The sequence below is a fragment of the Streptomyces sp. NPDC025784 genome, from assembly GCF_055558435.1.
The window spans coordinates 20,072-43,232 of record NZ_JBVHMN010000035.1 but is presented as its reverse complement, the minus strand read 5'-3'; the positions used below and the strand labels follow the sequence as shown (position 1 = coordinate 43,232).

At 70.4% G+C, this 23,161-nt stretch carries 23 protein-coding genes and 2 pseudogenes; 19 read left to right on the top strand and 6 right to left on the bottom strand.

Going from position 1 to position 23,161, the window contains the following annotated elements; translation table 11 throughout:
- Window positions 1-121 precede the first annotated feature (121 nt).
- The gene (locus tag ACZ4IF_RS43685) at window positions 122-1,027 is read right to left on the bottom strand and encodes an AraC family transcriptional regulator (RefSeq protein WP_467574625.1); all 906 of its coding nucleotides are present in this window, start codon (window positions 1,025-1,027) and stop codon (window positions 122-124) included.
- Between the two features lie 174 nt (window positions 1,028-1,201).
- Between ACZ4IF_RS43685 and ACZ4IF_RS43680 the strand changes: the two genes are divergently transcribed.
- Together ACZ4IF_RS43680 and ACZ4IF_RS43675 are read left to right on the top strand one after the other, a co-directional pair.
- Window positions 1,202-1,960: an SDR family NAD(P)-dependent oxidoreductase gene (locus ACZ4IF_RS43680; protein WP_467574622.1), complete on the top strand. Its 759-nt coding sequence runs from the start codon at window positions 1,202-1,204 to the stop codon at window positions 1,958-1,960.
- A 183-nt stretch (window positions 1,961-2,143) separates the two neighbouring features.
- A complete protein-coding gene (locus ACZ4IF_RS43675) occupies window positions 2,144-2,359 on the top strand; it encodes a hypothetical protein (RefSeq protein ID WP_359502953.1) in 216 nt (71 codons plus the stop codon).
- A gap of 127 nt (window positions 2,360-2,486) precedes the next feature.
- Here ACZ4IF_RS43675 and ACZ4IF_RS43670 read toward each other — a convergent pair whose 3' ends face one another.
- Window positions 2,487-3,203 carry a hypothetical protein gene (locus tag ACZ4IF_RS43670; RefSeq protein ID WP_467574620.1) on the bottom strand — a complete coding sequence of 239 codons (717 nt, stop codon included), beginning with the start codon at window positions 3,201-3,203 and terminating at the stop codon, window positions 2,487-2,489.
- A 299-nt stretch (window positions 3,204-3,502) separates the two neighbouring features.
- On the opposite strand from ACZ4IF_RS43670, the gene fdhA reads away from it, so the two are divergent.
- Entirely contained in the window at window positions 3,503-4,729 is a 1,227-nt protein-coding gene (gene fdhA, locus ACZ4IF_RS43665; RefSeq protein WP_467574617.1) for a formaldehyde dehydrogenase, glutathione-independent, read from the top strand.
- Window positions 4,730-4,928: 199 nt separating this feature from the next.
- A complete protein-coding gene (locus ACZ4IF_RS43660) occupies window positions 4,929-5,738 on the top strand; it encodes a universal stress protein (RefSeq protein WP_467574613.1) in 810 nt (269 codons plus the stop codon).
- Between the two features lie 22 nt (window positions 5,739-5,760).
- On the opposite strand, the gene ACZ4IF_RS43655 is transcribed toward ACZ4IF_RS43660, so the two are convergent.
- The gene (locus ACZ4IF_RS43655) at window positions 5,761-6,810 is read right to left on the bottom strand and encodes a lactonase family protein (RefSeq protein WP_467574611.1); all 1,050 of its coding nucleotides are present in this window, start codon (window positions 6,808-6,810) and stop codon (window positions 5,761-5,763) included.
- A 289-nt stretch (window positions 6,811-7,099) separates the two neighbouring features.
- Here ACZ4IF_RS43655 and ACZ4IF_RS43650 point away from each other — a divergent pair, with 289 nt between their 5' ends.
- The 4 genes and pseudogenes from ACZ4IF_RS43650 to ACZ4IF_RS43635 form a co-directional block, all read left to right on the top strand.
- A complete protein-coding gene (locus ACZ4IF_RS43650) occupies window positions 7,100-8,149 on the top strand; it encodes an NAD(P)-dependent alcohol dehydrogenase (protein ID WP_467574608.1) in 1,050 nt (349 codons plus the stop codon).
- A gap of 64 nt (window positions 8,150-8,213) precedes the next feature.
- Window positions 8,214-10,043: a glycoside hydrolase family 15 protein gene (locus ACZ4IF_RS43645; RefSeq protein WP_467574605.1), complete on the top strand. Its 1,830-nt coding sequence runs from the start codon at window positions 8,214-8,216 to the stop codon at window positions 10,041-10,043.
- The gene (locus tag ACZ4IF_RS43640; RefSeq protein ID WP_467574601.1) at window positions 10,040-11,473 is read left to right on the top strand and encodes a glucose-6-phosphate dehydrogenase; all 1,434 of its coding nucleotides are present in this window, start codon (window positions 10,040-10,042) and stop codon (window positions 11,471-11,473) included. Before ACZ4IF_RS43645 ends, ACZ4IF_RS43640 begins: the two co-directional genes overlap by 4 nt.
- A gap of 166 nt (window positions 11,474-11,639) precedes the next feature.
- A pseudogene (locus tag ACZ4IF_RS43635) lies at window positions 11,640-11,894 on the top strand (DUF4440 domain-containing protein); the annotation flags it as partial.
- Between the two features lie 214 nt (window positions 11,895-12,108).
- Here the strand turns inward: ACZ4IF_RS43635 and ACZ4IF_RS43630 are convergent.
- Entirely contained in the window at window positions 12,109-12,762 is a 654-nt protein-coding gene (locus tag ACZ4IF_RS43630) for an ATP-binding protein (protein ID WP_467574642.1), read from the bottom strand.
- Between the two features lie 174 nt (window positions 12,763-12,936).
- On the opposite strand from ACZ4IF_RS43630, the gene ACZ4IF_RS43625 reads away from it, so the two are divergent.
- Window positions 12,937-13,578 carry a TetR/AcrR family transcriptional regulator gene (locus tag ACZ4IF_RS43625; protein WP_467574598.1) on the top strand — a complete coding sequence of 214 codons (642 nt, stop codon included), beginning with the start codon at window positions 12,937-12,939 and terminating at the stop codon, window positions 13,576-13,578.
- A 47-nt stretch (window positions 13,579-13,625) separates the two neighbouring features.
- Here ACZ4IF_RS43625 and ACZ4IF_RS43620 read toward each other — a convergent pair whose 3' ends face one another.
- Entirely contained in the window at window positions 13,626-14,549 is a 924-nt protein-coding gene (locus ACZ4IF_RS43620; RefSeq protein WP_467574595.1) for an SDR family oxidoreductase, read from the bottom strand.
- 85 nt (window positions 14,550-14,634) lie between these two features.
- Here ACZ4IF_RS43620 and ACZ4IF_RS43615 point away from each other — a divergent pair.
- Both ACZ4IF_RS43615 and ACZ4IF_RS43610 read left to right on the top strand, forming a co-directional pair.
- A pseudogene (locus ACZ4IF_RS43615) lies at window positions 14,635-15,198 on the top strand (TetR/AcrR family transcriptional regulator); the annotation flags it as partial.
- 163 nt (window positions 15,199-15,361) lie between these two features.
- Window positions 15,362-15,820, top strand: a complete 459-nt coding sequence (locus tag ACZ4IF_RS43610; protein WP_467574592.1) for a VOC family protein — start codon at window positions 15,362-15,364, stop codon at window positions 15,818-15,820.
- Between the two features lie 54 nt (window positions 15,821-15,874).
- Here ACZ4IF_RS43610 and ACZ4IF_RS43605 read toward each other — a convergent pair whose 3' ends face one another.
- Window positions 15,875-16,825, bottom strand: coding sequence for a DMT family transporter (locus ACZ4IF_RS43605; RefSeq protein WP_467574590.1), 951 nt, complete (start codon window positions 16,823-16,825; stop codon window positions 15,875-15,877).
- 39 nt (window positions 16,826-16,864) lie between these two features.
- Between ACZ4IF_RS43605 and ACZ4IF_RS43600 the strand changes: the two genes are divergently transcribed.
- From ACZ4IF_RS43600 to ACZ4IF_RS43565, 8 genes are all read left to right on the top strand, one after another.
- The gene (locus ACZ4IF_RS43600; RefSeq protein WP_467574587.1) at window positions 16,865-17,389 is read left to right on the top strand and encodes a MarR family winged helix-turn-helix transcriptional regulator; all 525 of its coding nucleotides are present in this window, start codon (window positions 16,865-16,867) and stop codon (window positions 17,387-17,389) included.
- Between the two features lie 257 nt (window positions 17,390-17,646).
- Window positions 17,647-18,075: a phage holin family protein gene (locus ACZ4IF_RS43595; RefSeq protein WP_467574585.1), complete on the top strand. Its 429-nt coding sequence runs from the start codon at window positions 17,647-17,649 to the stop codon at window positions 18,073-18,075.
- On the top strand, window positions 18,072-18,521 hold the full coding sequence (locus ACZ4IF_RS43590; protein ID WP_467574583.1) for a DUF3618 domain-containing protein: 450 nt from the start codon (window positions 18,072-18,074) through the stop codon (window positions 18,519-18,521). The genes ACZ4IF_RS43595 and ACZ4IF_RS43590 overlap by 4 nt, the downstream gene beginning before the upstream one ends.
- A gap of 236 nt (window positions 18,522-18,757) precedes the next feature.
- Window positions 18,758-18,949 (top strand): CsbD family protein, encoded by a 192-nt coding sequence (locus ACZ4IF_RS43585; protein WP_359502982.1) that lies wholly within the window; start codon window positions 18,758-18,760, stop codon window positions 18,947-18,949.
- 296 nt (window positions 18,950-19,245) lie between these two features.
- Window positions 19,246-19,776 carry a PadR family transcriptional regulator gene (locus tag ACZ4IF_RS43580; protein ID WP_467574578.1) on the top strand — a complete coding sequence of 177 codons (531 nt, stop codon included), beginning with the start codon at window positions 19,246-19,248 and terminating at the stop codon, window positions 19,774-19,776.
- A gap of 98 nt (window positions 19,777-19,874) precedes the next feature.
- Complete coding sequence (locus ACZ4IF_RS43575) at window positions 19,875-21,050, top strand: DUF2306 domain-containing protein (RefSeq protein ID WP_467574575.1); 1,176 nt, start codon at window positions 19,875-19,877, stop codon at window positions 21,048-21,050.
- 190 nt (window positions 21,051-21,240) lie between these two features.
- Window positions 21,241-22,185 carry a hypothetical protein gene (locus ACZ4IF_RS43570; protein ID WP_467574573.1) on the top strand — a complete coding sequence of 315 codons (945 nt, stop codon included), beginning with the start codon at window positions 21,241-21,243 and terminating at the stop codon, window positions 22,183-22,185.
- Between the two features lie 291 nt (window positions 22,186-22,476).
- Window positions 22,477-23,136 carry a lipase family protein gene (locus ACZ4IF_RS43565; protein ID WP_467574571.1) on the top strand — a complete coding sequence of 220 codons (660 nt, stop codon included), beginning with the start codon at window positions 22,477-22,479 and terminating at the stop codon, window positions 23,134-23,136.
- Window positions 23,137-23,161 lie beyond the last annotated feature (25 nt).

Genomic DNA, 23,161 nt, shown 5'->3' with positions numbered 1-23,161 from the left:
TACGACCGGGGCCTTGCCGCAAGCCCCCCAGTGCGCTATAAGTTGAGAGTGGCAAGGAGCGGAGTTCTCCTTGCCTTTTCCATTTCCTCATCACTGCGCACGAGGCGGAGCTCCCGATGCGCTAGGGAAGGGCGCCCGCGGCGACCGGCGGGCTGTGGCGCAGGTTGGCGGCGTCCTGACTGGGCGGTGCGCCGAACTGGCGACGGTACTCGCGGCTGAACTGTGACGGACTGTCGTACCCGACGCGGTGCCCGACTCCCGTGATGTCGTCGGAGTGGGTGGCCAGCAAGAGGCGGGCCTCCTGGAGCCGGATCTGTTTCTGGAACTGGATGGGGCTCATGGCGGTCACCGCCTGGAAGTTGCGGTAGAAGGCGGAGACGCTCATCCCGGACAGCCGTGCCACGTCCTCCACCCGGATCGGCTCCGCGTAGTGCTCGCGGATCCACCGCACGGCTCGCGCCACGTGGCTCAGACTGCTGTCGGCCAGGCCGAGTTGGCGCACGATGCCGCCCTGTTCGCCGGTGATCAGCCGCCAGACGATCTCGCGTTTGACCAGTGGGGCGAGCACCGTTCTGTCGCGGGGATGATCGAGCAGGCGCAACAGTCGGACGACCGCGTCGAGCAGTTCTCCCGGGGCATCGCTGACGGCGATGGCCGGCAGCGCGCCCTGCCCGGCTCGGGGGGCGTCGCCCGGCCCGGCCTGCAGCAGCAGTTCGGCGATGGTGGAGGGGTCGAGGGTGAGTCCGAACCCCAGCGCCGGATGTCCAGGGCCGGCCTCGGTGAAGTGTCCGGTGACGGGCAGGTCGACGGAGGCGACGAGATACTGACCGGCGCCGTACTCATGGACCCGTTCGCCCAGCGCGAGGCGCTTGGCGCCCTGGGCGATGACCGCCAGCACCGTGCCGGACATCGACGGCGACGGCGGGTCGGGCCGCTCCACCTTGGAGATGAGGACACCGTCGATGGCGGTGGTCCAATCGGGCCGCGCATGCCGGTCCAGCAGGGCGCACAGCTCGTCGAGATGCATGCCCCCATTGCAGCACACGCCCCGGCACGGACTCTTGTGCGCGAGAGGATCGTGCAAGGGGTCGCGAGCTTTGTTCTACCGATTGTGCAGGTCAGGCCGCTTGAATGGAATCACCGGAATCCACGAGAAGGAATTCCGGGCATCCAAAGGCTTCCTGCCGCAAAGGAGAACATCATGAAGGTGGCCATCGTCACCGGCGCCAGCTCGGGTATCGGCCAGAGCGCGGCCCTGCAGATCGCCCAGCGCGGAACCGGAGTGATTCTGACCTACGGCAACAACGCGCGAGGAGGGCTGGAGACGGCGGCCGCGATCGAGAAGGAGGGCGGAACGGCCGTCGCGCTCCCGCTGGACGTCGGCGACACCGGCGTCTTCCCGGACTTCCACGACCGCGTGGTCGAGGCACTTCAGAACACTTGGCACCGCGCCACGTTCGACTACCTGGTCAACAACGCCGGCATCGCCCATACGGCGCTGTTCGAGGACACCACGGAGGAAGTGTTCGACCGGCTGATGCGGGTTCTCTTCAAGGGACCGTATTTCCTCACCCAGAAGCTGCTGCCGCTCATGGAGAACGGCGGAGCGATCGTCAACACGAGCAGCAGCTCGGCGACGATGTCGGGTCCGGAGCCGGGCTATTCGGCCTACGCCTCGATGAAGGGCGGCCTGAACGTACTGACCCGCTACATGGCCAAGGAGTTCAGCACGCGCGGCATCCGCGTCAACGCCGTGTCTCCGGGCTCGACCCGCACCCGGATCGCCGACGACGCCTTCGCCCGGTTCCCCGAGGTCGCCTCGGCGCTCGCGGCGAAGACGGCACTCGGCCGGGTCGGAGAACCGGACGACATCGGCAAGGTGATCGCCGCTCTGCTCTCCGAGGACAGTAGCTGGGTGACCGCCCAGAACATCGAGGTGTCGGGCGGCTACAGTCTGTGATCCAGGGTGCCGAGTCAGGCCCCTGTCCTCCTGGAGACGACCGGCCGTCGAGCAGCCGGCCTCCGCCCGGGCTGCGTCCGTTCGGGTCCTACTGGGCCAGGGCGTCGACCGCGCGGCATCCGTGGCGATCACTCTTGGACAGTGTCCGCAGAACCGGCACATCCCGTGATCAAGGAGGACAGCATGGCCATCGACACCGTGGAACGATTCCTCGACGCTCTGACCCCACAGGCCCGGGAGTACGTCCAGAAGCAGCCGCGCGAGGAGCAGGAGAAGCTTGCCGCCGCCTGGGAAGAGGAACTGCAGGCCGACACGGACCTCGACACGCTGAGCGAGTTGTCACCCGCGGCCGCCGAGAGCGAGGCGGCCGCGCGGGTCGTCAAGAAGCTCTTCGACTAGTCGAGCGGCTTTTCGATCAGCGGCACTCGGCGTCCTGGCGGCCCGAACCGTACGGTCCGGCCGCCGGGGTGACGACGACCGTGACCTGGCCGCGTCTCGCAAGCCAGGTCGACGGTTCGGGGTGGGATCAAGGGAGACGGAGGCTGGCGACGGCCTGCGCCTGGGCCTTGTCCACCGACTTCTCGTGCGCCTTGGGACCGACGGTCACGACCTGGACGATGCGGTCGTCGACGGCGACGACACGCGTGGTGATGACCATCCGCTTGCCCGTCATGGAGTTCAAGTGCGCGTCGACGGCGGTGTGACCATCGACCGTGAGGCGCTTCTCACTGGTGATGGCGGTATCGCCGAACCTCTCGGCCATTCCCTGCCGGGTGCCCTCGACAAGTTCCTGGAGGTCCCCCGGCCCCGTCGCCTTGATGTCGACGACCATGAAATACATGACACCGTCCGATGTACGAACGGAATAGTGACGCGCCTGAATGCCAAAGATTCCCTTCAGGTTCTGGAACTTCGGCTTTCCGGGCAGCTTGATCGCGATGCCGCTGGGGTCGTCGGTGGCCTCCTTCCATTTCACGGGGGAAACACCGGTGCCGAGATCGTGAGCCCTGCGTTCGGCTCCCTGTGCGTTCATGGTGACGTTCACGGAGTGCGGGGTTGCCGGGGCCGCGAGAGCGCTGGTGGGCAGCAGTACCGCGCCCGCCACCAAGGCGGTCGGGGCGGTGAGCATCAGAAGGCGCTGCGAGACGGAACGGTGAGTCACTGAAATCACGTCCATTGAGAAAGAAGAAAGAAGAAAGGGCGGAAATTCGGAAATTCTGTCGTCACCCCTGCCGGTCTTCATGTCGTGACCTTCGGGGTTCGTGAACCACATCTCCATTAGGCCCGCCGGGCAGAATCGCGTCATGCCCCTGATGTGCGTGACACGGGTGTTCGGGACTTGACGCACAGGGGTGACGCGTGTCCGGCAGCCATGTGCCCCGGCGTGGATGCGCGGGCACCGCTGTGGCCGCCCGGTCCCTCCGGGTCGCGGGTCGATTCGTCGCACGAAGGGTGGCCAGAGGCCGGTGCGGAGAGCAGACTCCGCCCCGCGCACAGCCACTGGCATCCATAACCGTGGAGCCGAAGGGACGGCGATCACGCATGAGCTCGAACAGGGCAGTCGCATACATCAAGCCGGGCATGGTGGAGGTCAGGAACACCGACTTCCCGACGCTCGAACTCCAGGACGGGCCTGGGGTCGCGCCGCAGAACGTCGGCCGCAAGTGCCGGCACGGGGTGATCCTCAAGGTGCTCGCCACCAACATCTGTGGGAGCGACCAGCACATGGTGCGCGGGCGGACGACCGCGCCCGAGGGACTGGTGCTCGGCCACGAGATCACCGGAGAGGTCGTCGAACGGGGACCGGACGTCGAGTTCATCGACGTCGGTGACGTCGTCTCCGTACCGTTCAACATCGCCTGCGGGCGATGCCGCAACTGCAAGCAGCGCAACACGGGCATCTGCCTGAACGTGAACCCTGCCCGTCCGGGGGCGGCCTACGGCTATGTCGACATGGGCGGCTGGGTCGGCGGCCAGGCCGAGTACGTCATGGTCCCCTACGCGGACTTCAACCTGCTGAGGTTCCCGGACGCGGATCAGGCGCGGGAGAAGCTGCTCGATCTGACCATGCTGTCGGACATCTTCCCGACCGGTTTCCACGGCGCGGTCACCGCGGGCGCGGGCGTCGGCTCGACCGTCTACGTGGCCGGGGCCGGCCCGGTGGGTCTGGCCGCGGCGGCTTCGGCGCACCTGCTCGGCGCGGCCGTGGTGATCGTCGGCGACCTGAACGCCGAACGCCTCGCCCAGGCACGCGCCTTCGGCTGCGAGACCGTCGACGTGTCGCGCGGTCCCGTCGAGGAACAGATCGCGGAGATCCTCGGAGTACCGGAGGTGGACGCCGCGGTCGACGCCGTCGGCTTCGAGGCACGGGCGCACGGCCCGGACGCCGGGGAGGCGCCGGCGACCGTGCTCAACTCCGTGATGGGCCTGACGCGCGCGGGCGGGGCCCTGGGCATCCCGGGCCTGTACGTCACCGACGACCCCGGCGGGGTCGACGACGACGCCCGCAGCGGCACCCTGAAGGTGCGGCTCGGTCTCGGCTGGGCCAAGAGCCTCAGTTTCACCACGGGCCAGTGCCCGGTGATGCGCTACCACCGGGGCCTGATGATGGCGATCCTGCACGAGCGGGTGCACATCGCCAAGGCGGTCAACGCGACCGTCATCGACCTTGAGGACGCGCCCCGCGGCTACGCCGAGTTCGACCAGGGCGCGGCACGCAAGTATGTGCTCGACCCCAGCGGCGCGCTGACGGGCGTGCGGCCGGTCTGAGACACAGCGGTACTGACGTACGGGTGGGAAAGCACGCTCCGTACGTCAAGAGGTGCAGTCGCGGGTCCGATGCGCCTCGCTGAGCATTCGTCATCGCCGCCGGTCGCCCGGTCGGCTGGCGGCGATGCCTGGCCGGAGTAAGGCTTGGAGCTGGAGTGGCTGATGGGGGTGCGAAGGCTGAAGCGATGATGGAGGAGCAATGGGCAGCTTGGTCGTCGTAGGCGCGGACGGCTCGTCGTCGAGTGACGTCGCGGTGATACAGGCCGCCCGGGAAGCCCAGCGGCGTCGTGCGAGGCTCCATGTGGTGCATGCCTTCACCTGGCCGGTCGGTGCGATGTACGCGCCGCTGGACCCGTCGCCGCTCAACCGTCTGGCACGTGACGCCGCACAGCATGCCCGCAATGTCGCACCTGAGGTAGAGGTCACCGAGAGCATGCTCATCGGCGACGCGGTATCGGTGCTGGTGGCGGAGTCGCGAGCCGCCGACCTCCTGGTCGTCGGACGCCGGGGCACGGGCGGCTTCGTCGGCATGCTCCTGGGCTCCACGGCGGTCTCCTTGGCCGCCCACAGCGCGTGTCCGGTTCTGGTGGTCCGCGAGGAAGCACCTGACGCCGGGCCGATCGTGCTGGCCGTCGACGGCTCCCCCGAGGCGGACGGGGCGGTCGACTTCGCGCTCGCCGAGGCGGAGTTGCGCGGAGCCGAGGTCCTCGCCGTGCACGCCTGGTTGCCGGACCATGCGCCGGCCGGTACCGGCGTGGAGACCGCTGAGCGTCTGCTGGCCCAGGCAGCCGCCGGTCGCCGGGAGAGGTATCCGGATGTCAAGGTCAGGCAGGAGGTGCTGAGCGGCGAGATCCGCAGCGTCCTGATCGAGGCGAGCAGGAACGCCCAGTTGCTGGTCGTCGGGGCCAGGGGGCGCGGCGGCTTCTCCGGGATGCTCCTGGGGTCGGTCAGCCAGGCGCTGTTGCACCACGCCCACTGCCCGGTCGCCGTCGTCCGCAACAAGGCGTGACCGGGGGCCGTGTGGGCGGACGTCAGGCGAAGACGATGCAGGAGGCCGCCGGGACCGGCAGCGAACCCGCGCGGTGCGGGATGCCGGTCACTGGGTCGACGTCCAGCCATGTGGCATCACCTGAGCGCTCGTTGGCCGCGTACAGGCGGGTGCCGGAGGGGTGCAGGGCCAGGTCCCGCGGCCATCGCCCCCCGCAGGGCACCGACGCGACCGGCTCCGCATGCTCACCGTCCGCGTCGAGGTCCAGGACGGTGACGGTGTCGGTGCCTCGTACCGCCGCCCACAAGTGGCGCCCGTCGAGCGAGACGACCGGCGCCGAGGGGGAGACGACCTCGCCGATGCCGCCCGGGAACAGCGGCGTCGTCCCCACCGGCTCCAGCACGCCGGCAGCGGCGTCCCAGCGGCACGCAATGACCGTCGGCTCCAGCTCTCCGAGCACATAGGCGTGGCTTCCGGAGGGATGGAAGACGAGGTGACGCGGACCCGTGCCGGGCCGCAATGACGTCTCCGCGTTCAGCGTCAGTGTGCCCGCCTGCGTGTCCAGGGAGAAAACGCTCACCTTGTCGGTGCCGAGGTCGACGCTGAGCACCCATCGTCCCGAGGGATCGGGCAGCACCTGGTGTGCGTGCGGGCCCGACTGGCGGGTGCGGTGCGGTCCGCTGCCCGCCTGGTGCCGCACGTCGCTGGCGCTCCGCGGGCTGCCGTCGGCAGCGAGAGGCAGCACGGTGACGCTCCCGGAGCCGTAGTTGGCGGTCAGCAGGTGTCCGCGGGTCACCGTGAGATGAGTGGGTACCTCCCCACGCACGGCCACGGGGGCGCCGATCGGGCGGGGGGCCGGACCGGCGATGTCATAGGCGGCAACCAACCCGAGTGCCGTCTCGGAGACCGCGTAGAGGACCGGTCCCGCCCCGGTGTGATCGACGGTCAGATAGGACGGGTCGGGTACGGCGTCGATGACGCCGGTCTCGGTCAGCGCTCCCGTTTCCGGTTCCACAGCGGTCACCACGATGCCGCGGCCGCCGGACGAGGTGAACGATCCGATGAAGGCCCGGTCCGTGCCCTTGTCACCCACAGCGTCCTCCGCCCTTGCACGCGCGAAGCTCGACGCTAACAGGGCTCTCCCGGCCGCCGGGTCAGGCGATGCGGGCGGGCGGGCGGGTTCAGCAGGATGGCGTCGGCGACGCCCCGGCCCGGGTGACACGCCTGGCCCGGCATCGGCCGGGGATCACCGTGCGGTCCGGTCGCGAGCCGGCCTGGATCTTGCGACAGTGGCAGGAGTGAACGACTGACACCGGATGCCAGTGCCGTACGGCCGGTCACCGTTGCCGCGGACGACGGTGACCGGGAGGAAGGACAGGCAGATGAAGGCGTTCGTGATGAAGGAGATCGGCCGGGTGGGTTTCATGCAGAAGCCCGTTCCGGAGCCGGGACCGTGCGACGCCGTGATCAAGACGACCAGTGCGCTGATCTGCACATCCGATTCGCACACCGTGCAAGGCGGCATCGGACCGAGGGAGAACCTGACGCTGGGCCACGAAGCGGTGGGCACCGTGCACGCGGTGGGCGGCGAGGTGAAGGATTTCCGGCCCGGTGACCGAGTGCTGGTCGGCGCCATCACCCCCGACTGGGGTGACCTGGCCTCCCAGAACGGGTTCCCGTCGCAGTCGGGCGGACCGCTCGGAGGATTCAAGTTCGCCAACCACAAGGACGGGGTCTTCGCCGACTATTTCCACGTCAACGACGCCGACGCCAATCTCGCCAAGATCCCCGATGCCATCGGCGACGACGTGGCGGTGTACTGCGCCGACATGTTGTCGACGGGATTCATGGGAGCGGAGAAAGGCGACATCCCGATCGGCGGAACCGTGGCGGTCCTCGCACAAGGCCCCGTGGGCCTGATGGCCACGGCGGGGGCTCGGCTCCGCGGCGCCGGCCGGGTCATCGGGGTCGAATCCGTCGCCGGCCGGCAGCAACTGGCACGGGAGTACGGGGCCGACGAGATCGTGGACTTCGCCAGTGAGGACGTCGTCGAACGGATCCACGAACTGACCGAGGGAGAAGGTGTCGACACCGCCATCGAGGCACTGGGCGCGGACATCACCTTCCAGACCGCCGTGAAGATCACCAAGCCGGGCGGCACGATCTCCAACATCGGCTACTTCGGCGAAGGGGAGTTCATCAGCATCCCCCGCGTCGAATGGGGCGTCGGTATGGCGGACAAGACGATCGCCACCGGCCTCTGCCCCGGTGGCCGGCTCCGCATGGAACGGCTGCTGCGGGTGCTGGAGGCGACGCGCGTCGACCCCTCGCACATGACCACCCACACGTTCCATTTCGACGACATGGAGCGGGCCTTCGAGGTCTCGGACAAGAAACTCGAAGACGTCGTGAAGGTACTGATCACCTTCTAGGCGCTGTCCTTCTGACCTGCCCGGTGTGCCGGACGATGCCTCGGCGTTGCGGAAGCGAGGAGCCATGCACGATCCCGACCCTCCATTCCGCCCGGTCCGCAGACGGCAGGGCTACCTGCCGCTGGAGGATCTCGGCATCATCGGAGACGGCAGGACGGCGGCGCTGGTCGGCCTCGACGGCTCGATCCCGTGGATGTGCCTTCCCCGGTTCGACTCCGACCCGCTGTTCTGCGGTTTGCTGGACCACGCTCGAGGCGGGCACTTCACCCTCGCACCGGAGGACCTGCTGGAGGCCCGGCAGCGCTACGAGCCCGACACCGGCGTGCTGACGACCGAGTTGCGCAGTGCCACCGGTCTTGTTCGTGTCACCGACGCGCTGACGGTGCGGACCGGCGCCGACCTCACCGACGACGCTCCGGCCGGGCGGCGTGAGCTCGTCCGGTCGGCCGTGGTCCTGTCCGGGCACGTTCGCCTGCGGGTGGCTGTGGAGCCTCGTGGCGGCTGCACGGCGCGCGCTCTGTTCAGCGGCCTCGAACTGAGGGTGGCACGGCAACCGGACCTGCGCCTGCACCTGCGTTCCAACCGTCCCCTGACCGGCCTTCACAGCACCCACGACCTGAGGCAGGGCGAACGCCTCGACCTGGTTCTGTCCTGGGGCCGCTTCCATCGCCACCACCGGTTCGAAGCCGAGGCGATGCTGGCGGACACCGCCGACGCGTGGCGACGATGGATGAAGCATTTCGACTACTCCGGTCCCCAGGAGGCGCTGGTCCGGCGTGCCGCCATCACCTTGAAGCTGTGCGACGACTGGGCCAGCGGCGCCCTGGTCGCGGCGCCCACGTCCTCCTTGCCCGCGCCGGTCGGGGGAATCCGCAACTGGGACTACCGCTACGCCTGGATCCGGGACGCCGCCTACGCCGTGTTCGCCCTGCGGCGCATCGGCTTCTCGGGCGAGGCGGACGCCTTTCTCGGCTGGGTCCTCGACGCCGTCGAGCAGAGCCGCAGCCCCCGGATCATGTACGACCTCGACGGCGGCCTCGTACCCGCCGAGATCGAGGACACGGGGTTGGAGGGGTACCGCCGCTCCGCCCCGGTGCGGTGGGGCAACGGCGCGGCCGACCAGCGCCAGCACGACCTCTACGGCGAGATCCTGGACTGCGCCGACCAGTGGCTGCGCACGGGCAGACAGGTGCAGCCGGCGCTGTGGGCGGGCCTGGCGGGACTGGCCGACGCCGCGGAGCAGGCGTGGCGCCTGCCGGACCAGGGGATCTGGGAGGTGCGCAGCGACGGCAGGGTGTTCACGTACTCGGCCGGGATGTGCCAGGTGGCCCTGGACCGGGCCGCGGCCATCGGCGAGCGGCTCGGCCTGCCCGGGTCGACCACGACCTGGCGTGCCTCGGCCGATCGGCTGCGCCGACTCATCCTGGAGGAGTCCTGGGACGAGGACGCGCAGACGCTGAGCGCGCACCTGGACGGCGGCGGTGTGCTGGACGCAAGCCTGCTCGCGCTCCCGCTGCGCCACGTGGTGCCGGCCGACCACCCGCGCATGGCGGCGACCACCACAGCCATCGCCGAACGCCTGTCGGCCGGTGACAGCCTGCTCTACCGCTACCTGCACGAGGAGTCGCCCGACGGCCTGCCCGGCGACGAGGGCGCCTTCGTGCTGTGCAGCTTCTGGCTGGCCGACAACCTGACCGCTCAGGGCCGGCTGGACGAGGCCGAGAAGGCTTACGCCTCGCTGTGCGCCCGCACGAGCCCCCTCGGGCTGCTGCCGGAACAGATCGACCCCACCTCTGGAGAGTTCATGGGCAACTTCCCCCAGGCGTTCAGCCATATCGGCATCATCGCCAGCGGCGTGAACCTCGCCCGGGCGAGGTCAGGCGCCTCGGCATGATCAATCGGCTCGCCGTCTTCGGCGCGACCGGCGACCTCACCGCTCGCTATCTCCTGCCGGCCCTGGCCGCACTGGAGGCCGCGGGACATGTCGGCGACGGCTTCCGGCTGACGGGCGCGAGCAGGGAGGACTGGGACACCGACCGGTTCCGTGGGTGGTGCGCCGACCAGCTCGACCGCCACGCCGGCTCCTGCCCCGCCGACGCCAGGGCGGCCGTCGCGGCCTCGGCCCGCTACCGGCAGGCCGACGTCACCAATCCCGCGGACGTCGCCGCGGTCGTCGCCGGCGACGAACCGATCGCCGTCTATCTCGCCCTTCCCCCGGCGCTCTTCCCGCACATGGTCACCGCCCTGCACGACGCGGGCCTTGTGCCGGGCAGCCGGATCGTGCTGGAGAAGCCGTTCGGCGAGGATCTGACGAGCGCGCGCGAACTGAACCGGCTTCTCGCCGGTCTCGTACCCGAACAGGCGGTGTTCCGGGTCGACCACTTCCTCGCCATGACGACCGTCCAGAACGTGCTGGGAAGCCGGCTCGCCAACCGCGTACTGGAGCCCATCTGGAACAGCACCCACATCGCGGAAGTCGAGATCGTCTGGGACGAGACCCTCGCTCTGGAAGGCCGGGCCGGTTACTACGACGGCGTCGGCGCGCTGAAGGACATGGTGCAGAACCATCTGCTGCAGCTGCTGTGCCTCGTGGCCATGGAACCCCCGATCACCCTCGGCGAGCGCGACCTGCGCGACCGCAAGGTCGACGTGTTGCGATCCGTGCGGCTCCTCACCGAATACGACGTCGTGCACCGCACCCGCCGCGCACGCTACCTGTCCGGCCGGATCGGCGACCGGGCCGTCCCCGCATACGTCGACGAGGAGGGCGTGGAGCACAGGCGGCGCACGGAGACCTTCGCCGAGGTCGAACTGGAACTGGACAGCTGGCGCTGGTCCGGGACCACTTTCCGCCTGCGCAGCGGCAAGGCGCTCGGCCAGGACCGCAAGGAGGTCGCGGTGCGCTTCCGCTCCGTGCCCCACCTGCCTTTCGGCCACGAAGGAGAGGCCCTGCCCAACGTGTTGCGCTTCGGACTCGAGCCGGAAGGGATGACCCTCGACATGACCGGCATCGGGGCACACGCCCAGTCCCTCAGCCAACTCTCGCTGACCGCACGGATGGAACCGCCTCATCTCCCCGCCTACGGCCGGCTCCTGCTGGACGTCTTGAGGGGGGACCCGGCCTTGTCCATCCGTGGCGACGAGGCCGAGGAAGCATGGCGGGTCCTGACCCCCGTCCTGAACGCATGGGAAAGCAACCTCGTCCCACTGGAGGAGTATCCGGCCGGCTCCGACGGACCGCCTCCCCGGCCGCACGAGAGCGCACAGAGGCAGCGCAGCGACCTGCTGCATCCCGAGGCGCCGCTCGATGAGGAACCCCACTGAGCGTCGGTCTCTGACCGTTGGCTCGTACATGCGGATCCATGAGCTGCAACTCGCCTGCGATCGCCTGCTTCACGTCGTCTGCTGCGATTAGGGCAGGAACTGTGGTCGCAGATCAATTTGGTTGCGGCCCGGTGGGTGGGCCTGGTGAGGATACGTTCACGGACCGCGAGAACGTGCCGGGCAGCTCCTCGACCAGGACTTCGTTGAGGTCGGCGGGTCGGGGCGGCGGTGGACGTATGCGGCCATGCTTGCCGAACTGTCCGAGCATGCCGGCAGTTCGCCGGACGGCCCCCGCTACGAACCCTCGGAGATCTCGGGGGTGCTGCTCGCGCCGGGTCTGGTGCATCTCACTTTCGAGACCATGCTCGGCGAGCGCTGGACCAGGCGCAGTTCGGTCTGGCGCAGAGAGGCCGGAGCCGCAGGCTGGCGGATGTACCACCACCAGGCCACACGCGCGCCGTCCGGCGTCGACCGACATCCACAGGTGACATCACCGACACCGGACGAGGGCGTACGCATGCACCCTCGTCCGGACTGCCACTCCCCGGCCGACGTCGCAAGGACGTCGGCCGGAACGCCGCTCGACGACGCCGACCGGTCGGCTTCGGGCCTGGAGTCCTGCCGTCGGCCGACACTCAATCGGATGCCGAAGGGCCTTCTTCCGAGGGCACGCCCGCCGAGGCTTCGGCGTGTGTCCTCAGCTCGAACCACATGGTCTTGCCCGTGGCCGTGTCGCTCGTCCCCCAGGCGTCGGTGAGCAGGTCGAGCAGCTCGATCCCGCGTCCGCCCTCGGCGTCGACGTCGACGAAGCGGCGTACAGGGCCGGCCGGGTCGGTGTCCTCGACCTCGCACCGCAGACGGGAACCGCGCACCTGGAGGTTGAGCCGCAGCGGGCCGCGCGTGTGGCACAGGGCGTTGGTGACCACTTCGCTCACCAGGAGTTCGGCGGTGTCGGCCGGTTCCGTCAGATTCCACGTCTCCAGCTGGGCGATCACCAGTTTCCGGGCCCGGCGGACCGATGCCGGATCCCGCCTAAGGGGCCAGGAAGCATCCCACGCGGTGGGGCGGGCGCGGGGCGCATCGAGAGGACGCAGGGGTTCCAGCGTGCGCGACCACAGGGCACGACGCTTGTCGGCCCGCGACACGGGGACGTCTCCTGGGGAGCTCACCTCGCCCTGACCACGGTCCGCGGCGATCGTCCGGAACTGGTCTCCCAGGCAACGCCGCCACAACCGGGCGAAACGCCCGCAGGGCGCGGTCGCGGTGAGGGTGATGGCCTGGGGGGCCATGGGAACCAGTCCCTTCTCGATGACGGAGGTGTGCACGTAGCGCTCGCTACACTTAAAATATACACGTAACGGTTGCTACAGTAAATACCCCTTCAAAACGGACTTGCCAGACGCGTCGGCACTGGACCCGCCCCTGACGTGCAAGACATCCGCGCAACCACACCGGGAGCTCTCATGCCGCGCCCGCCCGACCCGGCCAAACGAAGGGCCCTGCTGGACCAGGTCCGCGCGTACCTGATCCGCAACGGCCTGGCCGATCTGTCTCTGCGCCCGCTGGCCCAGGCCCTGGGGACCAGCGACCGCATGCTCCTGTACTACTTCGGCAGCAAGGAGCGCATGGTCAGCGAGGCGATCGCCCTCGACAAGCAGCGACCGCTGTTGCGCTCCCGGGCCCTGTTCGGCACCGATGCCTCACCCAAGGACCCGGCCTCGCTGCGTCGCCTCCTGGAAGAAATCTGGAGGCAGTTCAACACCCCCGGTCCGCGCGGCACGCTCCCCCTCTACCTGGAGATCATGGCCGCCAGCCTGTTCCACCCCGAGCGGTACGGGCCTTTCATGCGCGACCTGGTCACCGAGTGGAGGGACCTGCTCACCTCGGTCTTCCGCGACATGGGCATGACCGGGAGCGGGGCGAGGACGGAGGCCTCTCTCGTGGTCGACGCGACCATGGGTCTCCTCATGGCACCTCTGGCGGACGGCGACTGGGACCGCTCCGACGCGGCCTTCCGCGCGCTCCTGGACCGCCTGCAACCCGGGTGGCAGGCGAGCCTCTCAACGGAGCGGGGTGAGGAGTCGCACCCGCCCGGGAGCCCGTAGCGCAAGGCCGAGGGCTCGACCGGTGCCCCCGCGCGCCGCGCGACCCGTCAGGCGACGGTGTCGGCGATGTGGAAGTAGTGGCCCTTGTCGAGGTCCTCCAGGAGGCCGGGCCGGGTCGGCTCCCAGCCGAGCAGCTCGCGGGTCAGGGTGTTCGACGCCGGAGAGTCGAGGCCGAGGAGAGCGCCCAGCCAGGTGAAGTGCTCGGCCGCCCGGTCCGGAGCCACGGACACCACCGGCACGTCGAGCTGACGGCCGATCGCCTCGGCGACGTCCCGGATCGCGACGCCCTCCTCGGCGACACCGTGCAGCACCGTTCCCGCCGGGGCCTGCTCGACCGCCAGCCGGAACAGGCGTGCCGCGTCGAGGCGGTGGACGGCAGGCCAGCGGTTGGCACCGTCACCGATGTAACCGGACACACCCTTGGCCCGGGCGACGGCGACCAGGGTCGCCATGAAGCCCTGGTCCCCCTCGCCGTGACAGGTGGGCGACAGCCGCACCACGGACGAGCGCACTCCGTGCGAGGCGAGGTCGAGCACCCTCTGCGCCGTGGCCTGACGGATCGACGCCGGCGATCCGTCGATCACGGGCGTCGAACGCTCGGTCGCGACACGTCCGGGCGTCAGCCCGGCCACGCCGGAGGCGAGGACGAAGGGCCGGTCGGTGCCGGCGAGCGCCTCGCCGAAGATGTCGACGGCGCGTCGATCGGCCTCGGCGGCTCCCTGGAAGTCGCCGGTGAACGCGATGTCGTGCTTGAAGGCGAGATGGATCACCCCGTCCGACGCGACGGCGGCGTCCCGCAGCATGTCGAGATCGTCGACCGTGCCGCGGACCACCTCCGCGCCGGCCTCGGTGAGTGCCTCGGCGGAGGCGTCGGAGCGGGCGAGCCCGACGACCTGGTGCCCCGCGTCGATGAGTTCGGGCACGACGGCCGATCCGATCCAGCCGGACGCGCCGGTCACGAAGAACCTCATGGGAAGACTCCAAACCAGTGATGTCAGTGACTGTCATCGACCCTAACACCTGATGTCAGGGACTGTCATCACGTAGGATCTGCCCATGGGTAGATGGGAGCCGAACGCGCGTGGACGCCTCGCGGAAGCCGCGTTGGAGCTCTACAGCGAGCGCGGATACGAGCAGACGACCGTGGCGGAGATCGCCAAACGGGCCGGACTCACGGAGCGGACCTTCTTCCGGCACTACGCCGACAAGCGCGAGGTGCTCTTCGCCGGATCCGGCGAGCTGCAGGAGCTGTTCGTGCGGGCAGTCGCCCAGGCTCCGGAGTCCGCCGCGCCGATCGACGTGCTGGCACGGGGACTTGACGCAGCTTCCCAGGCCTTCATCGACCTGCACGAGCAGGCCAGGAAGCGGCACGCCGTGATCACGGCGAACGCTGAACTCCAGGAGCGTGAGCTGATCAAGCTCGCTTCGATGTCGGCCGCCCTCGCCGACACCCTGCGGGGGCGCGGTGTCACGGAGCCTGCAGCGAGCCTGACAGCCGAAGTGGGCATGGCCGTCTTCAAGATCGCCTTCGAGTGCTGGATCGCCGCAGCCGAGGAAGGCGACCTGGCGCAGTTGCTGCGGGAATCACTGGACGAGCTCAGGGCCGTCACGACGGCCGGCCGGGAGCCGGACGTCTCACCGACGGCAGGCCGGCTTCCGCCCGTCCGGCGTATCTCCTCCCCCGATCCTGCCGACGGCCCGCCGACTCACGCTTGACCTCAACTCTGGTTCAGCTCCTACCTTCGGGTCATCGGCAGCAGCCGGCCAAGAGGAGGCAGTTCCCATGTCCGTGAGCGCCGTTCCCGAGACCTACCGCAACGCCGTGATCTCCCACATCATGGTCGACGGCGCCGCCGCCGCGATCGACTTCTACACCCGGGCGTTCGGCGCCGAAGAGCTGTTCCGCCTCGACGGCCCGGACGGGCGCGTCGTGCATGCCGAGGTCAGGATCCAGGGCTCCACGATCATGCTGGGCGACGCCGAGGGGCCCTTCTTCCGCGCGCCGACCGCTGTCGGCGGCACCACCGTGGGCCTGCACGTCTACGTCGACGACGTCGACGCACTCGCACACCGGGCCACCGCGGCCGGTGCGGAACTCGTACAACCGCCGGCCGACCAGTTCCACGGCGATCGCACGACCATCCTGAGGGACCCCTTCGGCCACGTCTGGGTCTTCCTCACCCACCTGGAGGACCTGCCGCCGGACGAGGTGGCCCGCCGGGCCCGCGAACTCTTTCGCTGAGCAGCGATCCGCCGGACGGTCCCCGGACGGGCCGCCTCACGGCGAAGAGCGCCTTCACCGTGCGGAGCCGCCTCCTCCGGGAGAGCAGTCGGCGCGCTCTCGCGCGGAGGATCCGCCGGCCACGGGGCGGGGGACCACTCGACGGGCGCCGCGCCGGCCCGCCCGCACGGGCCGGCCCAGCACGACCCCGGCCAGGACCAGCACCAGTCCCCAGCTCTGCTGGACCGCCAGGGTCTCCCCCGCGACCGCCGTGCCGAGCAGCACGCCCGTCACGGGATTGAGCAGCCCGATCAGCCCGACCGTGCCCGAGGCCAGGTGCCGCAGCCCGGTGAACCAGGCGACGAACGCCAGCGCGGTGGCGATCAGGGCGACATAGCCGAACGCGAGGAGCGCCGACGCGGACATTTCGCGAGGGGGCCCCTCCACGGCGGCGGCGACCGGGATCAGGATCAGACCTCCGGCGGTGAGCTGCCACGCGGTCGAGGCGAGCACGTCGGCATCGGCGGTCCACCGCTTGGTCAGGATGTGACCGAAGGACGACACCAGCACGGCCGAGGCCGAGGCGAGGACCCCCGCCACGCCCACTCCGCCCGTCCCCGTGAGCAGCATCAGGCACACCCCGGCGAGACCGACGGCAGCGCCGGCCAGATGGGAGGGCCGGGGCCGCTCGGCCACCAGGGGCCAGGCCATGAGCATCATCGTCAGCGGGGACACCGCCATGACGGTCGAGGCGACGCTCGCCGGAAGCAACTGGGAGGCGGCGTAGACGAGGACGAAGAACACGCTCACGTTGAGCACCCCCAGTACGGCCGACCGCCACCACCAGGCGCCCCGTGGCCGCTGCCTGCACACGGCCAGCAGGACGAGCCCTGCGGGCAGCGCCCGCAGGGCGGCCCCCGAAAGCGGACGGTCCGCGGGGAGGAACTCGTGCGTGACGAAGTAGTTGGTCCCCCACGCCACCGGGGCGACCGCGGTCAGGGCCACCCAGCGCAGATCAGCTTCCATGGAAGCCAATATAGCTTCCCGGGAAGCTATCCTGTCTCCATGGAAGACCGGCAACCCATGGACCGTGTGGACCGCATCCAGGCCGACTGGCGCCGCGAGCGACCCGACGTCGACATCTCCCCGCAGGGAGTGATCGGCCGGCTGCACCGCCTCGCCGACCGCCTCACGGAAGAGCTCTGCCTCGTGTACGGCCGCTACGGGCTGACCGAAGGAGAGTTCGACGTCCTGTGCGCCCTGCGCCGCGCCGGTGAGCCCTATGAACGGGCGCCCGGCGAGCTCGCCGCGCACACCATGGTCACCACCGGCGCCATGACGAAGCGGATCGACCGCCTGGAGCGGGCCGGACTCGTCACACGCCGCCGTTCCGACGACGACCAGAGGGGCCGGATCGTCGCCCTCACCGGACCCGGACGCCACCTGATCGACCAGGCGTTCACCGACCACATGCGCAACGAACGCCACCTGCTGGACCAGCTCACCCCGAACGAGGCCGAGGCCCTCGAAACGCTGCTCAGAACCTGGCTCGCCCGCATGGATCATCCGCACCCTCCCGTCGAGGAGTGACCCACCACCCCGTGGAGACATGACCGGCGGAACCGGCGTCGCGGACGACACCCGCCCGCCCCGGTCCGGGAGTTCCGCCTCACAGACCCGGCAGGCCCGACCCGCCTCCGCCGTCACCCCGCCCATCTCCGCGCGACCATCGCGGAGTTGAAAGGACAGGTGGACGGCGTCTTTGTGGGTACTCGCGGGTCACCGGACATCCGGTGCCCCGCGGCACCTCGGGTCCGGAGGAAGTCACGTGACGGGAGGTGAGTGTCGTGTCGAGTACGCAGCCGCGCCACGGACCGGGGCAGCAGACGCCCGGTCCGGAGCCGGTGGGCGAGCTGGTCCAGCGCGCCACACAGCAGCTGACGGAACTCGTGCGAACGGAACTCCGCCTGACACAGGCGGAGATGAAGGAGAAGGGCAAGCGCTACGGCAAGGGTGGCGGTCTCTTCGGCGGCGCCGGTGTCGTCGGCATTCTGATGCTTCAGGCGCTGGCGGCCACCGTGATCGCCGCGCTGGCGCTCGTACTGCCGGTGTGGGCCGCCGCGCTCGCGGTCACCGCCACGCTCGGCGTGATCGCGGCGATCATGGCGATGTCCGGCAAGAAGCAGGTCGCTTCGGCCGCGCCGCCCGCGCCGACGCAGTCCATCGAGAACGTGAAGGCGGACATCGCCGAGATCAAGGAGAGTGCGCACCGATGACCGAGCAGCCCCACGAGAAGAAGACGGCCGAAACCCCCGCGGAGCTGCGCGAACAGGTCGAGCAGACCCGCCACGACCTCGGGGAGACCGTAGAGGCACTCGCGGCGAAGGCGGACGTGAAGGCCCGCACCCAGGACAAGGTCGCCGAGGTCAAGGACCAGGCCGCAGCCAAGGCGGGTGCGCTGAAGGCGAAGGCGACCGAAGCCGCGTCCCGGGTCCAGGACAAGCTGCCCGACCCCGTCAAGGACAAGGCCGCCCAGGCCACCGAGCAGGCGCACACCAAGGCGGTCCAGGCCGGCCGGCTGTGGGAGGAGAAGGCGCCCGAACCGTTGCAGGCCAGGACGGCCCAGGGCGCGCAGCTCGCCCGGGACAACCGCGGCCTGTTGTTCGCCGGCGTCGGCGCCGCCGTCGCGGCGTGGCTCCTGTACCGCCGCCGTCAGGGGTGACCGTACGGAGGCAGTGAAGAGGGCCGGCCCGGAGCGCGGCCGTCGCGGTCCAAGGCCTTCAGATCCCAACGCCGTTGCACATGCGCCGAGTTCGGAGGCCGGGCCGTCCTGCTTCTCGAGGTGACCGTGGCGGATTCGCGGGGTCTTGGCTACTCAACGTGACGCTTCAACGCGCGATCGTGCAGGACCCCACTTACGTTGGGCGGGCAAGCCACACCACCTCTCAAGGAGGAACCATGGCCGGTAAGGGCCGTCAGGACAAGATAAAGGGCAAGGCCAAGGAGATGACCGGCAAGGTCACCGGCGACCGCGAGATGCAGGCCGAGGGTCAGCTGGACCAGGCGCGCGGCGAGGCCAAGAAGACCAAGGCCAAGGCCGGCGAGCGGATCCAGGAGACCGGGCGCGCGATCAAGCGCGACCACACCTGAGCGTGCGCGGAGAGGGGGTCTGCCCATTGAGGGCGGGCCCCCTCGCCTGTCCGGGCGCTCGACCACCTCGACGGACCGCCTCGACCCGACCGCCACGGACCGCCTCGAAAAGAACGACGGGCTGCCCGCGACCCGTGCGCACAGCCCCTCCCCCACCCGCACAGCCCCTCCCCTGCCCGCACGGCCGCGACAACGCGCGCCGGGTGCTCCCCGGGCGAAGCGGCCGTCGTGCCGCTCGCCCCGGCCGGTGGCCGACGCCGTACGCCCGCCCCCCGCGGGGAGGATACGGTCGCCCCATGGCTGACGCTCGGTTGACCACCTCCTCGTACCTCGTCCTCGGCATCATCGACAAGCTGGGCGAGGCTAGCGCCTACGACGTGAAGGGTGAGGCGGCCCGCACCGTCGCCCCGTTCTGGTCCGTGCCGCACGCGCAGGTCTACGCGCAGTGCGAACGGCTGCTGGAAGCCGGGTTGTTGGCGCAGGTGCGGCAGGAAGCCGGACGCAACCGGCGGGTGCTGGCACTGACCGATGACGGGCGCTCGGCCCTGCGGACCTGGCTGGACGATCCCGCGTTCGTTCCGGTGGAGGCCCGCGAACGCGGCATCCTCAAGCTCTGGTTCGGTGGTCGCCCCGACGTGCTCGCACCGGCTCAGGTCTCCGAGCACGAGAAGACGCTGAGCGACTACGAGGAACTCGCCGGAAGCGTCGGCGAGTTGCTGACGCCGGGCCAGCGCGAGGCGTTGGAGTTCGGCATCCGCTACGAACGGATGATGGTCGACTTCTGGCACTGGGTGCGCGACAGGGACGAACGTACGACGGACCGTTGACCCCGGCCCCCGGCCGCCTCTACCGTCGGTAACCCACGATAGTCCAGAAGAGACTATCGCGGTGCCGTGGAACCGAGGCCCGTGAGCAGGGAGTCGCCGTGCGTCCTCCAACGACCACCACCTGGCGCCGTGTCGCCGCGGTCACCGTGTCGGTCCTGTGCGTGGCCTACGCGCCGATCGCGATGACCGCGCTGTGGCCGTACGCGCGTCCCGGCGCCCCGGCGTTCGGCGAGTGGCTGCTGGGCCACACGGTCTCGCCCCGCTACGTCGCCGACGCGCTGGCCACCCGTATCGCCCCCTACCGGCACAGCCTCGTACCGATGATCGTCCACTCGGTGCTGGGTGGCCTGCTCATGCTGCTCGGGCCCGCGCAACTGCTCACGGCCGCACGCCGGCGACGTCGGCTGCACCGCGTCCTCGGAGTCGTCTTCGCGGTCACGGTGTACGCGTCGATGGCCGGCGCCGCGATGTACCTCGCCCGCACCGCGCCCGAGGACGCCTTCAGCGGCCCGGCCTTCTGGATCGTCCTCGCCACCATCCTCGTAGGCACGGTACTGAGCGTGACCTTCGGCATCCTCGCGGCCGTAGCCGGCTTCCCCGACCTGCACCAGCGGTGGATGCTGGTCTGCTACGGCTTCCTGCTGACCGCTCCGCTGCTTCGCCTGGAGTGGGGTGCCCTGCCGTGGGTGATGCCCGGGCTGCCGATGACGGAGATCAACCGCGTGGCCATCATGCACCTGGGCTCGGTGGTCGTGTTCGGCGCGCTGCTCGCCTCTCGGGCGCGGGACCGGCGGCGCACGGTCGCCGGAATGCACGGGTCGTGGGCGCCGCTGCCGGTGACGGTCGCCGCACACCTCGCCGGGGCGGCCGCGCTGGTGTGGATCGTGCGTTCCTTCCTCGACTTCGGCGCTGACGGGCAGCGCCTGCTGGCCGGTTACCTGCTGCCTTTCGCGGTGGCCCACGGGGTCATGGCCGTCGGCGCGCACCGGGCCGGACGGGCCGGACGGCTCTGGGCGCGGGAGGAGTGGCGGATCCACCTGACGGCCCTGTGTCTGGCGCCGGTGCTCTCGGCGGGCTCCGTGGTGCTGTTCGAACGCAGCCTCGGGCTGGACCGGTTGACGGCACTGACCGCCGCCGTGGCCATCGGCTGCGGCATGCTCGCCTTCGCCGCGGCCCTCGTGACGAGCCTGCGCGTCGTCCACGCCCGCGAGGTGCTCAAGCGTGCCGTCCCGGCCGCCGCGCCCACGACCCGTGTGTCGGCGCCGGCCGCCTAGGGGGCTTCGTTCGGATCGGCTCGGGTCCGCCGCGATCCGAACGAAACCCCCTAGGCGTATCGATCACGACCGTTCCGGCATCCGTCCCGCCGCTTCCGTCAGCGGCGGGGTCCCGCCCCGACACCGCGCCGCCCCTGTCAGCTCACGCCCCGGCCATCGTCTGGCCGCCCCCTCTGGAGGCCGAAGCGCCATGCCGAACCCGACCGACCCGTCCGAACCCGTCGGCGGCACTCCGACCGTGCCCGTACCCGAAGCCGCTGCCGTGCAGGGGCGTCCGCTGACGGCCGGCCTGGCGATGCTCGCGATCGCCGTGGCCGTGATCAACCTCCTGGTCGGGGGGCTCCTGACGGCCGTCGCGCTCACCGGTCACGTCTTCGGCGCCTGGCCCTCGCCCAGGTCGCTGAGTCCCGGACTGATCGGTGCGGGCATGCTGGGGACCGCGCCGGCCCTGTTCGCCATGGGCCGCGCCCGCTCCTGGCAGCAGACCCGGACACTGGTGCTGCCCACGGCCGTGGTGCTCGTCGGTCTGTTCGCCGTGACCCTCCTGAACGCCGGCCGGCTGTACGTCGCCGCGGGCGGCCCGATCGTCCCGGTCCTGTTCAGCGTCGGCTGGATCCTCGTCCTGGGCCTGCTGTGCGTATGGGTGGTCATCGCCCTGGCCTGGCAGTTCCTCACGCCGGCCGGACCGACCGCACCACGCAGGCTTCCGCTCCCGGCCTGGTCGAAGCCGGCGCTCGCCGTGCTGGGGTCCTCCTGGCTGGGCATCGGTACGGGACTGCTGGTCCGTCCCGCCTTCTGGTCGGACTTCGTCCCCTGGCGCACCGGACGGCTCGACGCGCAGGCGCTCGGCGTCTGGGCCCTCTCCCTGGGCGCGGGGGTGCTGGGCGCTCTCGCCGAGGACGACATCGAGCGCACCCGACCGGCACTGCTCGCCCTGACCGGCACCGCGGCCACGACGACACTGGTCCTGGCCGTCCGTACGGCCGACGTGGACTGGTCGTCGGGGCCCGGCCTGAGCCTGATCGCCATGGTCGCCGGGCTGCTGACGGCCGGTGCGAGCGGTCGCCTGCTGCTCGGCGGCGAGGACCGGCGGGCGCCCCTCACCGGACCGACCGCACCGGGCAGCACGGCCTGAGGGGTGCCGCGGTTTCCCGGAGGCCTTCGGCACGTGGCCGCGGAGGGGCGTGACGACGGCACCGAAGTGCGCACTCGCGCACTCCACGGCCGCGTCGGCGGCTGACCGGCCGGCGCCGCCGCGGTCGTCACCCCGGCTTGGCCGCGTCGCCCAGGCTCGGGCGGCGCCCTCGCGACTGCCCTGTTCTGCTCTGCTCTGCTCTGCTCTCAGCCAAGCGGGTCGCGCGTCCCGTGAGTCGGGCGCGAGCATCGTCCGATGCAGCCGATCTTCGTTCTCGTGCACAGTCCGTCCGTGGGTCCCTCGACCTGGCAGCCCGTGGCCGACCGACTGCGGGCCGCGGGACACCAGGTGCGTGTGCCGTCCCTGCTGGACGTGGGCGCCGGAGCTCCGCCATTCTGGCCGCGGGTCGTGGAGGCCGTACGTGACGATCTGCGCCAGGTGCCGGTCGACCGTGCCGTCACGCTGGTGGCGCACAGCAACGCGGGTTTGTTCCTCCCGGTGGTGCGCTCGGGGCTCGACCGTCCGGTGACCGGCTCGGTCTTCGTCGACGCCGCGCTGCCCGCCCGGACAGGTCCCACCCCCGTCGCCCCGCCCGAGTTGCTGGAGTTCCTCCGACCCATGGCTGTGAACGGCAGGCTTCCGCGCTGGACCGACTGGTGGGAAGAGGCGGACGTCGCCCCCATGTTCACCGATCCGACCGTCCGGCAGACCGTCGTCGACGAGCAGCCGACCCTGCCGCTGTCCTACTACGAACAGCACGTCCCGGTCCCCGGCGGCTGGGACGATCACCCTTGCTCCTACCTGCTGTTCGGTCCCCCGTACGACGACTTCGCCGCCGACGCGCGTGAACGCGGCTGGCGTGTGGCGCATCTGCCCGGCGCGCACCTGCACCAGATCGTCGATCCCGCCGGCACGGCCCGGCAGCTGGTCGAGCTCTGCGGAAGGGCTTGATCCGCCACTGGGCCTGACTGTCACC